The sequence below is a fragment of the Serratia sp. TSA_105.2 genome (genome assembly GCF_052692115.1).
Genome location: NZ_JBQZFT010000010.1, coordinates 1 through 13,817 on the forward strand (window position 1 = coordinate 1; position 13,817 = coordinate 13,817).

General features: G+C 59.3%; 16 protein-coding genes. 6 read left to right on the forward strand and 10 right to left on the reverse strand.

Going from position 1 to position 13,817, the window contains the following annotated elements:
• From ACUTSC_RS21150 to fsa, 3 genes are all read right to left on the reverse strand, one after another.
• A partial coding sequence (locus tag ACUTSC_RS21150) for a hypothetical protein (protein WP_445653547.1) occupies positions 1-109 on the reverse strand: 109 nt, incomplete at its 3' end.
• Complete coding sequence (locus ACUTSC_RS21155; RefSeq protein ID WP_443006779.1) at positions 82-456, reverse strand: hypothetical protein; 375 nt, start codon at positions 454-456, stop codon at positions 82-84. The genes ACUTSC_RS21155 and ACUTSC_RS21150, both read right to left, overlap by 28 nt.
• Positions 457-838: 382 nt before the next feature.
• Complete coding sequence (gene fsa / locus ACUTSC_RS21160) at positions 839-1,504, reverse strand: fructose-6-phosphate aldolase (protein WP_197767349.1); 666 nt, start codon at positions 1,502-1,504, stop codon at positions 839-841.
• A gap of 149 nt (positions 1,505-1,653) precedes the next feature.
• On the opposite strand from fsa, the gene ACUTSC_RS21165 reads away from it, so the two are divergent.
• The 4 genes from ACUTSC_RS21165 to osmB all read left to right on the forward strand — a co-directional run bounded on the left by ACUTSC_RS21165 (position 1,654) and on the right by osmB (position 6,277).
• Complete coding sequence (locus tag ACUTSC_RS21165) at positions 1,654-2,553, forward strand: glycyl-radical enzyme activating protein (protein ID WP_197767350.1); 900 nt, start codon at positions 1,654-1,656, stop codon at positions 2,551-2,553.
• Between the two features lie 4 nt (positions 2,554-2,557).
• A complete protein-coding gene (locus ACUTSC_RS21170) occupies positions 2,558-4,990 on the forward strand; it encodes a formate C-acetyltransferase/glycerol dehydratase family glycyl radical enzyme (protein WP_197767351.1) in 2,433 nt (810 codons plus the stop codon).
• 50 nt (positions 4,991-5,040) lie between these two features.
• Entirely contained in the window at positions 5,041-5,787 is a 747-nt protein-coding gene (locus tag ACUTSC_RS21175; protein ID WP_004930631.1) for a DeoR/GlpR family DNA-binding transcription regulator, read from the forward strand.
• 271 nt (positions 5,788-6,058) lie between these two features.
• Complete coding sequence (gene osmB / locus ACUTSC_RS21180; RefSeq protein WP_004945176.1) at positions 6,059-6,277, forward strand: osmotically-inducible lipoprotein OsmB; 219 nt, start codon at positions 6,059-6,061, stop codon at positions 6,275-6,277.
• Positions 6,278-6,467: 190 nt separating this feature from the next.
• On the opposite strand, the gene yciH is transcribed toward osmB, so the two are convergent.
• Entirely contained in the window at positions 6,468-6,794 is a 327-nt protein-coding gene (gene yciH / locus ACUTSC_RS21185) for a stress response translation initiation inhibitor YciH (RefSeq protein WP_197767352.1), read from the reverse strand.
• Between the two features lie 10 nt (positions 6,795-6,804).
• Complete coding sequence (gene pyrF, locus ACUTSC_RS21190; RefSeq protein ID WP_197767353.1) at positions 6,805-7,533, reverse strand: orotidine-5'-phosphate decarboxylase; 729 nt, start codon at positions 7,531-7,533, stop codon at positions 6,805-6,807.
• 329 nt (positions 7,534-7,862) lie between these two features.
• On the opposite strand from pyrF, the gene bhsA reads away from it, so the two are divergent.
• Together bhsA and ACUTSC_RS21200 are read left to right on the forward strand one after the other, a co-directional pair.
• Positions 7,863-8,123, forward strand: coding sequence for a multiple stress resistance protein BhsA (gene bhsA / locus ACUTSC_RS21195; RefSeq protein WP_016927533.1), 261 nt, complete (start codon positions 7,863-7,865; stop codon positions 8,121-8,123).
• Positions 8,124-8,294: 171 nt separating this feature from the next.
• Positions 8,295-8,594 (forward strand): Arc family DNA-binding protein, encoded by a 300-nt coding sequence (locus tag ACUTSC_RS21200; RefSeq protein ID WP_197767354.1) that lies wholly within the window; start codon positions 8,295-8,297, stop codon positions 8,592-8,594.
• Positions 8,595-8,660: 66 nt separating this feature from the next.
• Here ACUTSC_RS21200 and lapB read toward each other — a convergent pair whose 3' ends face one another.
• The 5 genes from lapB to ACUTSC_RS21225 all read right to left on the reverse strand — a co-directional run bounded on the left by lapB (position 8,661) and on the right by ACUTSC_RS21225 (position 13,808).
• Positions 8,661-9,833 carry a lipopolysaccharide assembly protein LapB gene (gene lapB, locus ACUTSC_RS21205; protein WP_025303023.1) on the reverse strand — a complete coding sequence of 391 codons (1,173 nt, stop codon included), beginning with the start codon at positions 9,831-9,833 and terminating at the stop codon, positions 8,661-8,663.
• A 6-nt stretch (positions 9,834-9,839) separates the two neighbouring features.
• A complete protein-coding gene (locus ACUTSC_RS21210) occupies positions 9,840-10,142 on the reverse strand; it encodes a lipopolysaccharide assembly protein LapA domain-containing protein (protein ID WP_197767421.1) in 303 nt (100 codons plus the stop codon).
• A gap of 291 nt (positions 10,143-10,433) precedes the next feature.
• The gene (locus ACUTSC_RS21215) at positions 10,434-11,231 is read right to left on the reverse strand and encodes an SDR family oxidoreductase (RefSeq protein WP_445653544.1); all 798 of its coding nucleotides are present in this window, start codon (positions 11,229-11,231) and stop codon (positions 10,434-10,436) included.
• Positions 11,228-12,751, reverse strand: a complete 1,524-nt coding sequence (locus ACUTSC_RS21220) for an FGGY family carbohydrate kinase (RefSeq protein ID WP_197767356.1) — start codon at positions 12,749-12,751, stop codon at positions 11,228-11,230. Before ACUTSC_RS21220 ends, ACUTSC_RS21215 begins: the two co-directional genes overlap by 4 nt.
• Positions 12,744-13,808 (reverse strand): ABC transporter permease, encoded by a 1,065-nt coding sequence (locus tag ACUTSC_RS21225; RefSeq protein WP_197767357.1) that lies wholly within the window; start codon positions 13,806-13,808, stop codon positions 12,744-12,746. The genes ACUTSC_RS21220 and ACUTSC_RS21225 overlap by 8 nt, the downstream gene beginning before the upstream one ends.
• Positions 13,809-13,817 lie beyond the last annotated feature (9 nt).

Here is a 13,817-nt window from a genome sequence, read left to right on the forward strand (position 1 = left end):
TGTTGTCGAGACGGTCAGACTTCACCGTCAGCACCGCGGCGCTGATTTCGCCGCCACGGTTACTGGCATTACCCGAGGTCGTCAGGGTTGATGCCTGGCCGGACAGCAGCTTGCCACCGTCGTTGTTGAGGGTCGTTGCCGTTGCCGTGACGGCCGTTTCGCCTTGCGCCGTGCCGCCACGGGCACCTTGTTGATGGCAAGCACAATGCCCTGACTGCCCAGACAGCGGCCCCTGGCATCCGCCGCGGCGTTCAACGCCCATTGAAAGCGATCGGCAGACTCGCCGACCAACGTTAGCCGATTGATGATGAAGCAAGGGCGTTCATCGGTTGGGTAATCGGGCAGCACAACGTCAGGACGGGAAAGGCGCGCATCGGCCTGCGGGGCATTTTGCTGTTGCAGGGCGCGCTCGCGCTCCTGCTGGCGCTGCTGTTCGCGGGCATCAATGGACGCCATTCCATCGCTGGTAGACGCTGAAGCGGAAAACAGGGGTACAACGCCGATCAATAATCCCGACAGCCCGCAGCGGATAGAATAAAGTAAAGCACGAGCACTATCTGAATCTGAGCGCATCCTTGGCTCCTCACCGTTACTTATAGTTATTTATTTGGTCAAAATCATAAGTTAAGTAAATTAATGTAAATAAAACTTACTCTTGGGCGAATTATGAGCCTCGAGGGGGAAAAATCAACAGCTTTATGGCACTGCGGTTCACAAAACCATAAGGGAGGCGGCGGGCATGAGAAGAATGGCGAAACGGCGGGAGGATGACGCCATGATGCGCCATCCTTTAAAATTAATTGTCGATCGGGAGGAAAATTAACACATCAGGCCGTTATCAGCTCAACAAATTGCTGCCGAAAGCCCCCTGCCAATCCTGCTCGAACTTCTCAACCGCGGCCTGCACCGCCGGCGCGCTGAGGAACTGCTCCGCCACATCCACCGGCAGCGTGATGGCCTGGCAACCCGCCAGCAGGCATTCCAGCGCCTGGCGCGGCGTTTTGAAGCTGGCGGCCAGCACCTGCGCCGACGGCGCATGCAGGCTCAGCAACTGCTGCAGCTCGTGCACCATTTCGATACCGTCACCGCCCTGCGCATCTACCCGATTGACGTAAGGCGCCACATATTCCGCCCCGGCCAAGGCCGCCAGCAGCCCCTGCCCGGCACCGTATACCGCCGTGCCCAGCGTCGGGATGGACATCGTTTTAAGCTTCTTGATCGCTGCCAGCCCCTCGGCGGTTGCCGGGATCTTCACCACCAGCCCCGGTACGCGCTGGCTGAGCAGCGCCGCCTCCGCCACCATGCGCTCGGCATCGGTCGCCATCACCTGCGCGAACAGCTTGCCGGTGCCGCCGAGGGCGTCGCGCAGCGCGGGCAGCACTTCCCAGATCGGCTTGCCTTCTTTCGCCACGATGCTCGGGTTGGTGGTGACGCCGTGCAGCGGCAGAATGCGCGCCAGGCGTTTTACCGCAGTCGCATCGGCGGTATCGAGATAAAGCTCCATCACGGACTCCTGTGTCATGTTGTGTGGGCGGATTCAAACTCTGATCATCATAGGGCAAAAACCCCGCAAACTTTTGACCAAAATCAATTCAACTTTCATTCGAAACATCTTTAATGGCGAAAGATTCAGCAACGCCAAACGGGTGACTCATGTACTTCAATCTGCAGCGCTACTCGACCCATGATGGCCCCGGTATCCGCAGCGTGGTCTTTTTAAAAGGGTGCCCGCTGAGCTGCCGCTGGTGTCAGAACCCGGAAAGCCGCTCGCGCCGCGCAGATCTGCTGTTTGACGAGCGCCTGTGCCTGAGCGGCTGTACGCTGTGCACCGAGCGCTGCCCGCAAGGCCTGCGGCGTGACGAGGGAACACTGACGCTGCGGCGCGACGTCATCAGCGCAGACGACTACGCGGCGCTGGCCGCCGCCTGCCCGACCGGCGCGCTCAGCCTGTGCGGCAGCGCGGTCAACCCCGACGATATCATGGCCGAGGTGATGCGAGATAAGCCTTTCTACCTGCGCAGCGGCGGCGGATTGACGCTGTCCGGCGGCGAGCCCTTTATGCAGCCGGAAGTCGCGGCGGAGCTGCTGAGGCGCGGCCGCGAAGCCGGCATCCACACCGCCGTCGAATCCTGTCTGCACGTTCCCTGGCGTTATATCGCCCCTTCGTTGCCCTGGCTGGATCTGCTGTTGGCCGATCTCAAACACACCGATGAAGCGCGTTTCAAAACCTGGACCGGTGGCTCCGCCCGTCGGGTGATGAACAATTTTCGCCGTCTGGCGGCGCACGGCGTGCCCATGACCGTGCGCGTGCCGCTGATCCCCGATTTCAACGCCGATCGCCACTCTGTCCGCGCGATTGTCGACTTCGCCGCCGACGAGATCGGCGTATCGGAGATCCATTTTCTGCCGTACCACACGCTGGGCATCAACAAGTATCACCTGCTCGGCGAGCCCTACCGCGCCGCCCGTACGCCGCTGGACGCGCCCGACCTGCTGGCCTTCGCCGAAGCGTACGCCGGTGCCAAAGGCCTGACCGCCATTTTGCGAGGATAACGCCATGACCACATTGGATTTGACCACCCTCAGCGCCCGTATTCAGGCGCATAAGAACACGCTGATCCACATCGTCAAACCGCCGGTGTGCACCGAACGCGCGCAGCACTATACCGAAGCCTACCAACAGCATCAGGATCGGCCGCTGCCGGTGCGCCGTGCGCTGGCGCTGGCCAACCACCTGGCGAAGCGCAGCATCTGGATCGCCAACGACGAGCTGATCGTCGGCAACCAGGCCAGTGAGCTGCGCGCCGCGCCGATCTTCCCCGAATATACCGTCGGCTGGATAGAAAACGAGATAGACCAGTTGGCCGACCGGCCGGGCGCCGGCTTCTCGGTCAGCGAAGAGAACAAGGCGATTTTGCACCGTCTTTGCCCCTGGTGGCGCGGCCAAACGGTGCAGGATCGCTGCTACGGCATGTTCACAGACGAACAAAAGGCGCTGCTCGCCACCGGCATCATCAAGGCCGAGGGCAACATGACCTCCGGCGACGCCCACCTGGCGGTCAACTTCCCGCTGCTGCTGGCGCTAGGCCTCGACGGCCTGCGTGAAAAGGTGAACGCGCGCCGCAGCCGCCTGCACCTGACCGAGTGGCAAGATCTGCACAAAGCGCAGTTTCTCAACGCCATCGACATTGTGCTGGCGGCGCTGAGCGAGCACATCCTGCGCTTCGCCTGCCTGGCGCGCGACATGGCGCAACGCGAAACCCGCGACTGGCGGCGCACCGAGCTGCTGGCTATCGCAGACAACTGCGATCTGATCGCCCATCGCCCGCCGCGGACCTTCTGGCAGGCGCTGCAGCTGTGCTATTTCATCCAGCTGACGTTGCAGATCGAATCCAACGGCCATTCGGTTTCCTTTGGTCGCCTCGACCAATATCTCTATCCCTGGTATCGGCGCGACGTCGAGCTGGAGCAAAACCTGGCGCGGGAAGACGCCATCGAGCTGCTGCACAGCTGCTGGCTGAAGCTGCTGGAGGTCAACAAGATCCGCTCCGGCTCGCACTCCAAAGCCTCCGCAGGCAGCCCGCTGTACCAGAACGTCACCATCGGCGGCCAAAAACTGATCGACGGCCGGCCGTGCGACGCGGTCAACCCGCTGTCCTACGCCATTCTCGAATCCTGCGGCCGCCTGCGCTCCACCCAACCCAACCTCAGCGTGCGTTATCACGCCGGAATGAGCGCCGATTTCCTCGACGCCTGCGTGCAGGTGATCCGCTGCGGCTTCGGCATGCCGGCGTTCAACAACGACGAAATCGTCATTCCCGAGTTCATCAAGCTGGGGGTTGAACCACAGGACGCCTACGACTATGCCGCCATCGGCTGCATCGAGACCGCCGTCGGCGGCAAATGGGGCTATCGCTGCACCGGCATGAGCTTCATCAACTTCGCCCGCGTGCTGCTGGCGGCGCTGGAACAGGGCCGCGACGCCACCTCCGGGCAGATTTTCCTGCCGCAGGAACAGGCGCTGTCCAAAGGAAACTTCGCCGATTTCGAGCAGGTGATGGCCGCATGGGATCGGCAAATCCGTTACTACACGCGCAAGTCAATTGAGATCGAATGCGTGGTGGACAGCGTGCTGGAGGAGAACGCCCACGATATCCTCTGTTCCGCGCTGGTAGATGACTGCATCGAACGCGGCAAAAGCATCAAGCAAGGCGGTGCCAAGTACGACTGGGTTTCCGGCCTGCAGGTCGGCATCGCCAATCTCGGCAACAGCCTGGCGGCGGTGCGCAAACTGGTGTTCGAGCAAGGGGCAATCGGCCAGCAGCAGTTGGCGGCGGCGCTGGCCGACGACTTCGCCGGGTTGGATGGCGAACAGCTGCGCCAACGGCTGCTCAACGCCGCGCCCAAATACGGCAACGACGTGGACGACGTCGATCGGCTGCTGGTGCGCGCCTACCAAACCTACATCGAGGAACTGAAGCAATATCGCAATACCCGCTTCGGCCGCGGGCCGATCGGCGGCGGCTACTACGCCGGCACGTCGTCTATCTCGGCCAACGTGCCCTTCGGCGCCGCCACTCTGGCTACCCCGGATGGCCGTAAGGCGCATCAGCCGCTGGCGGAAGGCGCCAGCCCGGCGTCCGGCACCGACCACCTGGGGCCGACGGCGGTGTTCAATTCGCTCGCCAAGTTGCCGACCGAAGCGATCCTCGGCGGCGTGCTGCTCAATCAAAAGCTGAACCCGACGACGCTGGACAACCCGCGCGATCGGGAAAAGCTGATGCTGATGTTGCGCACCTTCTTCGAGAGCTACCGCGGCTGGCATGTGCAGTACAACATCGTGTCGCGCGAAACGCTGCTGGCGGCGAAGCAACACCCTGACCAATATCGTGATTTAGTGGTTCGCGTAGCTGGCTATTCCGCCTTCTTTACCGCATTATCCCCTGAAGCGCAGGATGATATTATTGCGCGCACAGAACATACTCTTTAAACCTTTGACTCTTAGCGGCCGCGCCTTGGCGGCCGTATCATCAGGCCGATATGAATTTACGACAACAGACCATATTGCAGTTGGTTAACGATCGCCGGCGGATCAGCGTCAATGAGCTGGCGCGTGCCTCAGGCGTCTCGGAAGTCACCATCCGGCAGGATCTCAACCTGCTGGAAAAGCGCAGTTATCTGAAGCGGGTACATGGCTCCGCCGTAGCGCTGGAGAGCGACGACGTCGACGCCCGCATGATGTCCAATTTCACCCTCAAGCAACGGCTGGCGCAGTATGCCGCCGCGCAGGTCAACGACGGCGAGACGATCTTTATCGAGAGCGGCAGCGCCAACGCCCTGTTGGCGCGCTACATCGCCGAACGCAAGCGCATTACGCTGATCACCGTCAGCCACTACATCGCCAACCTGCTCAAAGAAACCGACTGTGATGTGATTGTGCTGGGCGGCATGTACCAGAAGAAAAGCGAGACCGTGGTCGGCCCGCTTACGCGGCTGTGCATTCAGCAGGTGCATTTCAACAAGGCGTTTATCGGCATTGACGGCTTTCAGGCCGAAACCGGCTTTACCGGCCGCGACATGATGCGCGCCGACGTAGTCAGCGCGGTGCTGGCCAAGGGCGTGGAGAATATCGTGCTGACGGACTCCAGCAAATTCGGCCAGATCCAGCCCAATCCGCTGGCGCAGCCGGGCCAGATCAGCCGGGTGATCACCGATTCGCGTCTGGCGCTGGAGTATCAGCATCAGCTGAAACGCCAGGGCGTACAGGTGGAGTTGGTCAACGAATAGCGCAGGCCTCCACCGCACCGCGCGGGCTACACCGCGCGTCTTTCCCCCTGCGCAGCGGGATTTTAAGACTATTTACCTGTTTATCCTTCCCGAGAAACCTATACTCAGTTTCGGCAACTTTTGGGCCATAACTTGCTAATTATTCGGCTTTTAACAAAAAATGCCATTTTTTATATCGATACTGTACGGGAATCAACAGCAGGCCTGATTTATGGTTACCGCCTATACTTATAGGGCACTTCCATATAGCCAATGCTAAGGAGAAGTCATTATGATGATTATCAATAAACGTTTCGCCACCGCCGCTCTGGCACTGACTCTGGCGTTTTCACTCAGCGCCTGTTCCAACATGTCCAAACGCGATCGCAACACCGCAATCGGTGCCGGCGCCGGTGCAGTCGGCGGCGCAGTGCTGACAGACGGCAGCGCGTTGGGCACGCTGGGTGGGGCTGCGGTAGGGGGCATTATCGGTCACCAGGTTGGCAAATAACCTGACCGAGAAACCTCGGCCGACAGGCTGGCAAAAGCGCTTCGGCGCTTTGACGTATTAACCAGAATAACGATGATTTCAGGTCTGTTTTACTTTAAGTCTATGGTTCTTTTGCCGTTAACGGGCTAACCCCCGGCAGCAACAACCTCAAGCCATGCCGCGGCATTGCACCGCGGCATGGCGATTCACCTCAACCGCCCGCCAGTTTGACCTTCATGCCTTTGGCTTCCAGCAGCTGCTTGAGCAGATCGCGTTTATCGCCCTGGATCTCGATGACCCCGTCTTTCACCGAACCGCCGCAGCCGCATTTCTTCTTCAGCTCGGCCGCCAGTTTGTCGAGCGCAGCGTCATCCAGATCGACGCCGGCAATCAGACATACGCCCTTCCCCTTGCGGCCGCTGGTCTGGCGCTGGATGCGCACGATGCCGTCACCCTTGGCGCGTTGCGGTTTAACCTCTTCATGCTTGATACGGCCGGTGTCCGTGGAATACACCAGGCGGCTGTTATCGTCCTTCATTGGCGGTTCCTCAGGCCAAAGAGGCGCGGATCGCGCGCAGCGTCGCGGCCGGATCGGCAGATTGGGTGATCGGACGCCCAATCACCATGTAGTCCACGCCGGCGGCCTGTGCCTGCACCGGCGTCATGATACGGCGCTGATCGCCCGCCGCGCAGCCCTCTGGGCGGATCCCCGGCGTAACCAGTTGGAAAGCCTGCCCGCAGGCCGCTTTCAGCCGCTGCGCTTCGTGTGCAGAACACACCACGCCGTCCAGCCCACAGTCGCGGGACAGGCGCGCCAGGCGCTCGGCGTGTTCCGCCGGGCTGGCCTCAATACCGATGCCGCGCAGGTCTTCCGCTTCCATGCTGGTGAGCACCGTCACGGCGATCAGCAGCGGCGCATCCGCCCCGAATGACGCCAGCGCTTCTTTAGCGGCGGTCATCATGCGCGCGCCGCCGCTGGCGTGGACGTTGACCATCCAAACGCCCAGCTCGGCCGCCGCAGCGACCGCATGCGCGGTGGTATTGGGAATATCGTGGAATTTCAGGTCGAGAAACACGTCGAAGCCGCGCCCATGCAGATCGCGCACCAACTGCGGCCCAAACAGCGTGAACATTTCTTTGCCCACTTTCAGCCGGCAGTCTTGCGGATCGATACGGTCGGCGAACGCCAGCGCAGCGTTCTTATCGGCGTAATCTAACGCCACAACGATTGGAGATGATTTTAAGTCATTGTTATTAGCGTTATTTTCAGACTTCATTTCTTCTACCTTCTGTAAAATAGACATAATCAGGGACTCACCCGCGAAACTGACCGCCGCATTCTACCTGTCGGGGGCCAGAAATCCCAGCCGCAGCGCACAGCGGCGCTCCGTCATGTTACCTCTCACCTTTGTCATGGCGCGTCAACGAAAGCGCGTCAGCGATAAACCACGCAGCGTAAAACGCCGTAAAGATACGTAAATTATTAATCAAATATTTTGAATGACTTACTCAGCATTATCAGATTTTCAATCGGCGTAGATGCTTTATTATTCAACCCATCGGAAGCGAATGGCTTCCTTCCTAAATAAACAGACTGGAGTCACCTATGAAAACCATCAAATATTTTGCAACCGCTGCCGCTATCGCACTGACCTCTTTCGCCACTTTCGCCGCTGAACCGATCAACAGCCAGCAGGCCGATAACCTGACCGCTACCGGCATCGTTTCCGCAGGCCACGCGACCACCCTCAGCAGCCTGGAGAAAAAGCTGGCCGCTAAGGCCGATGCTCAGGGCGCCAGCAGCTACCGCATCATCTCCGCCGGTGGTAACAACATGCTGAGCGGCACCGCCATCATCTACAAATAACATTTCTGGTACAGGGCCCGCGCGTTCGGGCCCTGCCTCTGTTTCTCGCCTAAAAAACCCGCGTTTTCCTTGCTCAATTTGTTACATAAATATTAAATTTTTATTACACACTAGACACCCGATCGCCAGTGGCTTAGCTTGAAGGCATCTTCCTGCAGAAAGGCTTTCAAAATGAGCGAGATATCGACACTTACCATTAAAATTCCCTTGGAACTCAAAGAAAAAATCCGCGCCGCCGCCGCTGAAAACGAATTTTCGTTGAGCGTGGAAGTGTGCCAGCGCCTGGAAAGCAGCTTCAGTGCGCCCGCCACCAAGTCAGAAAAACCGGCCAAAAAGGCGGATGAACTGCACCACGGCGAGATCGACAATCAAAGCACCGAAGAAGAAATTGAACAGCCGTTGAGCCAGAAAGAGCTGAAGAAACTCCGCCAGCTGTTGAAAACCGGCGCCAAAGGCGGCAAGAAAAAGTAAACGACGAACAGACGAACATAAAAAACGGGGCGATAAATCGCCCCGTTTTATTTTGGTGCCGCGGCGTTATTGCCCATCCAGGCCGCGGATCGGTTTAACCGATGACCAGGCGCGGCACGACGGGCAATGCCAATAGAGCGAGTGCGCGGTGAAGCCGCATTTGTGGCAACGGTAACGCGGTTTGGTGCGAATTTGCTCGCCGACCATATCGCGCAACAGCAGCAGGCTCTCTTTCGCCCGGCCGTCTTCGGCGTCCGCCAGGTGATAATCCATCAGCCGGTAAAATACCCGCATGGTCGGATGGCGTTGCAGCTGGCGGTTGATATAGACCTGCACCACGTCGCGCCCTTCGTGCTGCTCGATGATCTCGGCCAGCATCAGATCGGCGGTGGCACCGGTGTTCTCTTCTACGCAGCGCTTCAGGAATTCAGCCCAGTTGTGCTGTTGTTCCGGCAGATGAGTGTAGCACTCCTGCAGCATCGGCAGCGTTTCGCTGACCAACTCTTTATCCTGGCTCAGTACGCGTTGCAGCGACTCTGCCGCTTTGGCGTAGTCGTTTTGCGCCATGTAGATGCGCCCGAACATGATGGATACGCGCGCACACTGTTTATCGGCTGCATCCGCCCGCTTGAGCAGGCTCATCGCCCGATCGAGATCGTCGCTGCCCATCGCCTGCAGCGCCAGTTCACAATAGAAGTGTGCGATTTCGACGCGTTGTTTCTCTTTACCCAGCTTGACCAACTTTTCCGCCACGTCGATCGCTTTTTGCCAATCGCTGGTGGCCTGATGGATCACCAGCAGTTGCTGCAGCGCCGATACGCGAAAATCCGCTTCGTCAGTCAACTGGCTGAACATGTCTTCCGCACGATCGTACAGCCCGGCCGCCATATAGTCGCGGCCCAACTGCTGTACCGCCAGCAGACGCTGTTCGAAGGTCAGGGAGGCGCTTTCCATCAAGGCCTGATGGATGCGGATGGCGCGGTCGACTTCACCACGCGAACGGAACAGGTTACCCAGCGTCAGGTGGGCTTCAACGGTGTTGCTGTCCTCTTTCAACATGTCGAGGAACAGATCGACCGCCTTGTCCTGCTGGTTGGAAAGCAGAAAGTTCACCCCTGCCACGTATTCACGCGACAGGCGGTTGGCTTCTTGCTGTTTATCCTGCTGAGCGCTTCTGCGCCCCATGTACCAACCGTACGCGGCAGCCACGGGCAGCAACAGAAACAGCAGTTCTAACATAGAGGATTATTCCTTGCTGACAACGGGCTGAGCCGCCGGTTCAGCGGGCTGCTCAAGCTGCAGCTCCAGCCTTTTGATCTTGCGCTCGGCGCGGCCCAGCGCAATGCGCGTGCGCAGGTAGAACAGACCGCAAATGATCCAGCCAAGAGCGAAACCGGCGCCAAACAGCGTGGCCAACAGGGTCGATACGCGATAATCGCCCTGCGCAACCAGATAGTTAAAATTGACCACCTGATCGTTATGCGCACCCAAGGTAACGGAAATCACGAAGATCACCAGAACCAACAAAAAAATCAGCAAATATTTCACATTCTTTCCCGCGATGCCGAGTGAATCGGATGAACGATGCCAAAACGTGGCGTCCCTAACCCTTAAGTTAGCATTTCCCGTTGCGGCAGGGAAACCCTGCGGCACGATAAAACCACATATCTGCTGGCATATTCGGCAGTAAACGGCCTTAGCGAACAAATTGATGAGAAAGCTTCTCAAAACGTCGAATTTATAAGGATATGGGGGCGACCGGTCGGATTGCAATGGCGGGAAAATGTAAGCGGTTAATGCGGCGCCGATCCGACGCCGCCTTTTTGTGACATAGTCACGTCAGGACATGATTAACCCGCCGTCCACATTGATGGTCTGGCCGGTAATATAGTCGGCATCGTCCGAGGCAAGGAAGGCCACGAGGCCCGCCACGTCCTCGGGTTGACCGGCGCGCTTAAGCGGAATCCCCGCCACCCACTCGGCCATCAACTCTCCTTTGCCATAGGTTTTTTCCGGGCCGCTGAGAATTTCGCCCCAAACGCGGTCGTTATATTCCCACATCTCGCTTTCAATAATGCCGGGGCAGAATGCATTGACGGTGATGCCATGCGGGGCCAGTTCCAACGCTAAACTCTGCGTAATGCCGATCACGCCCATTTTGCTGGCGGCGTAATGCGGTGTGTAAATGAACCCGTTACGCCCCTGACCGGAAGACGTGTTGATCAACCGCCCTCGGCGTTGGCCGACCATATATTTGGCCGCCTCCCGGCAGCAGAGCCAGACCGCCGTGGTATTTACCGCCAACACTTTCTCAAAATCGCTTTTGGGCATCTGGTCAAAACGATCGATAGTGATCACTCCGGCATTTTGAATGGAAACGTCGATTGCCCCGAATTGTTCCCAGGCCTGATGATAAAAATCACTCACCTGCGCTTCATTGGTGACGTCGAGGATGGCCGGCAGCACCGCCACCCGATAACGCTGGCGCAGCGTTTCCGCCGTGGTCAGAATGCGTTCCGCATTCGATGCAATCACCAGATTGGCGCCCAAACTGGCGAAACGTTCGGCGATACCCGCGCCAATGCCGCGGCATGCGCCGGTAATCACCACGGTTTTTCCCGTGAAATCACGATTCATGGTTGTTCTCCTGTCATCAATGCAGCCGCTTGCGGCCGCCACAAGGTGCGCTGTACCGCCTGCCGCCAGGCGCTGTAGTTTTCCTGCAACTGCCGGTGGCGTTGCATATCGGGTTTAAATTCATCATGTTGGGGCAACAGTGCCACCAGTTGCCTATCGGTTGTCCCCCACAGGCGGCGCATCGCCATCAGCGCCGCCCCCAGCGCCGAGAGTTCCGCCGTGTTGCTGCGCCACACCGGGCAACCCAACAGATCGGCCTGAAACTGCATCAGCCAGTCATTGCGGCTGGGGCCGCCATCGGCCATTAACCCCTGCAGCACAAAGCCCGGCTGTTGCCGCAATACGTCGATCACATCGGCGATTTGATAAGCCACCGCTTCAAAAGCGGCCCGCACCACATGTTCCCGCCGCGTACCGCGGCTGAGCCCGCAGATCACGCCGCGCGCCTGTTCGTCCCACCAGGGCGCACCGGCTCCGGTCAGTGCCGGTACAAAATAAACGCCGCCGCTGTCGGGCACGAGAACAGGCAGTTCACTTAACGGCGCGTCGTCACCCGACGGCATGGCGGTGATATCCAGCATCCAGGCAATGGCGTCGCCGGTGTGGGGAATATTGCCCTCCAGCGCATACTGCATTCGCCCACCATCGTGCCAGGCGACGGTCGTTGCCAGGGCGCTCGTATCGCATAGCGCTTCGGCGATCGGCGCCATCACCGATGATCCGGTGCCATAGGTGGCCTTCACCTGCCCTGCCTGACCAAGCGCATGGCCGTACAGCGCCGCATGCGAGTCACCCACCATCGCGCCAATCGGAATGCCGTCGGCAATGCCTTCCAATCCTAACGTCGTGCCGAACAGATGGCTGGAAGGGTGGATCGTCGGCAGCGCCTGACGGGGAATGTTGAACAGCGCCAGCATCCGCTCGTCCCAATCGCCGGAAACAAGGTTCAGCAGTTGAGTACGTGCGGCATTGGAGGTATCACAACCGAACGCCTGTCCTCCGCTCAACTGCCAAAGCAGCCAGGAATCGACGGTGCCAAGGCAGATCTCCCCGTTCTCCGCCATCCGTTGCCCTTCTTCGCAATGATCGAGCAACCAACGCATTTTCGACGCCGAGAACAGCGGTGAAAGCGGCAGACCGGTGGCGCGACGCACCACTTCGGCCTGCCGATCGTGCCGCAGCCGTTCACAGAAATCGGCAGAACGCGCGCATTGCCAAGTTAAGGCCGGCCCGATCGGCTGGCCGTCGGAACGCCGCCAGCCGATGGCAGTTTCACGCTGGTTACTGATGGCGATACCGGCAATACGGGATGCGCCGGCCAACGCAATCGCTTCCCGCAGCACCGCCAGAGTGGCTGCCAGTAAGGCCTCGCCCCGCTGTTCCACCCAACCGGGCTGCGGCGTCTGCAGCGTCAGCGGCCTGCTGGCCCTGGCGACGATCGTCCCCTGGACATCCACCACCACAGCCTTGGCGTTGCTAGTGCCCTCGTCCAACGCGACAATACAATCCGCTTTAACCATGGCTCACCTCAGCCAGCGGCTGCACCGCTTTTTTTTCCTGGCGCTGCATCAGAATGACCTTGCTTTGCAAACGCTGCTGGAACTGATCGATCACCACGGCGGTGACGATCACCAATCCTTTAATCACCATTTGCCAGAACTCGCTGACGCCCATCATCACCAAGCCGTCCGCCAGAAAAACGATCACAAAGGCACCGATGATCGAACCGAATACCCTGCCGCGGCCACCGCTCAGCGCCGTACCGCCCAGCACCGTCGCGCCGATGGCGTCCATCTCGAACATATTGCCGGTCATCGGGTGCGCGGTTTGCAATTGTGAAGCGATGACCAACCCCACCAGCGCCGCGCACAGCCCGGAAAAGGCATAGACGAACATTTTCACTTTGACGATCGGCACTCCCGACAGCCGCGCCGCCGGCTCATTGCCGCCAATCGCATAAATATAGCGGCCCAGCGGCGTTTTCTTGGTGAGATAGATCCCCAGCAACACGATGACCAACATCAGCCAAATCGGGTTGTAAATGCCCAGAAAGGTCCCGGACCCCAGGGCCGCAAAACCGGTGTTGCCCAGCGCCTCCATACCCACCAGATTGGGATAGGTTTTGCCGTCCGCCGTCAGCAACGCCGCCCCACGCGCCACGTACATTGCGCCCAGGGTGCAGATGAACGGCGCAACGCCGAGCCGCGTAATCAGCGTGCCGTTGATCAAACCCAACAACACGCCCAACAGCGCCACCGCTGCGATCACTTCAAAAACGTTGAGAAACAGCCGGTTGCCTTCCCACAGCGGGATGCCGACGGTCAACAGCGCACCGGCGATCATCCCGCACAAGCCCGCCACCGCGCCGACCGACAAATCGATGCCGCCGGTGAGAATCACCAGCGTCATGCCAACCGCCAGCAGCCCGGTAATCGCCACGTGCTGCGTCATGATCAGCAGATTGGAGACGGTCAGAAAATTCGGCACCATGCTGCTGAAGAACAGCACCACCAGCAACAGGGCGATGAAGGTGCGCGCCTGCAGCAAATACATATACAACCGATACTTGGTTTGCATTGCCTTATC

Bases quoted from the DNA above. Each gene is read 5' to 3' on its own strand.
- yciH (WP_197767352.1), bottom strand. From the start codon at position 6,794: ATGAAGGACGATAACAGCCGCCTGGTGTATTCCACGGACACCGGCCGT.
- ACUTSC_RS21215 (WP_445653544.1), bottom strand. From the start codon at position 11,231: ATGAATCGTGATTTCACGGGAAAAACCGTGGTGATTACCGGCGCATGC.
- ACUTSC_RS21225 (WP_197767357.1), bottom strand. From the start codon at position 13,808: ATGCAAACCAAGTATCGGTTGTATATGTATTTGCTGCAGGCGCGCACC.
- bhsA (WP_016927533.1), top strand. From the start codon at position 7,863: ATGAAAACCATCAAATATTTTGCAACCGCTGCCGCTATCGCACTGACC.
- ACUTSC_RS21155 (WP_443006779.1), bottom strand. From the start codon at position 456: ATGGCGTCCATTGATGCCCGCGAACAGCAGCGCCAGCAGGAGCGCGAG.
- ACUTSC_RS21220 (WP_197767356.1), bottom strand. From the start codon at position 12,751: ATGGTTAAAGCGGATTGTATTGTCGCGTTGGACGAGGGCACTAGCAAC.
- ACUTSC_RS21200 (WP_197767354.1), top strand. From the start codon at position 8,295: ATGAGCGAGATATCGACACTTACCATTAAAATTCCCTTGGAACTCAAA.
- ACUTSC_RS21165 (WP_197767350.1), top strand. From the start codon at position 1,654: ATGTACTTCAATCTGCAGCGCTACTCGACCCATGATGGCCCCGGTATC.
- ACUTSC_RS21170 (WP_197767351.1), top strand. From the start codon at position 2,558: ATGACCACATTGGATTTGACCACCCTCAGCGCCCGTATTCAGGCGCAT.
- fsa (WP_197767349.1), bottom strand. From the start codon at position 1,504: ATGGAGCTTTATCTCGATACCGCCGATGCGACTGCGGTAAAACGCCTG.
- osmB (WP_004945176.1), top strand. From the start codon at position 6,059: ATGATGATTATCAATAAACGTTTCGCCACCGCCGCTCTGGCACTGACT.
- lapB (WP_025303023.1), bottom strand. From the start codon at position 9,833: ATGTTAGAACTGCTGTTTCTGTTGCTGCCCGTGGCTGCCGCGTACGGT.
- pyrF (WP_197767353.1), bottom strand. From the start codon at position 7,533: ATGAAGTCTGAAAATAACGCTAATAACAATGACTTAAAATCATCTCCA.
- ACUTSC_RS21175 (WP_004930631.1), top strand. From the start codon at position 5,041: ATGAATTTACGACAACAGACCATATTGCAGTTGGTTAACGATCGCCGG.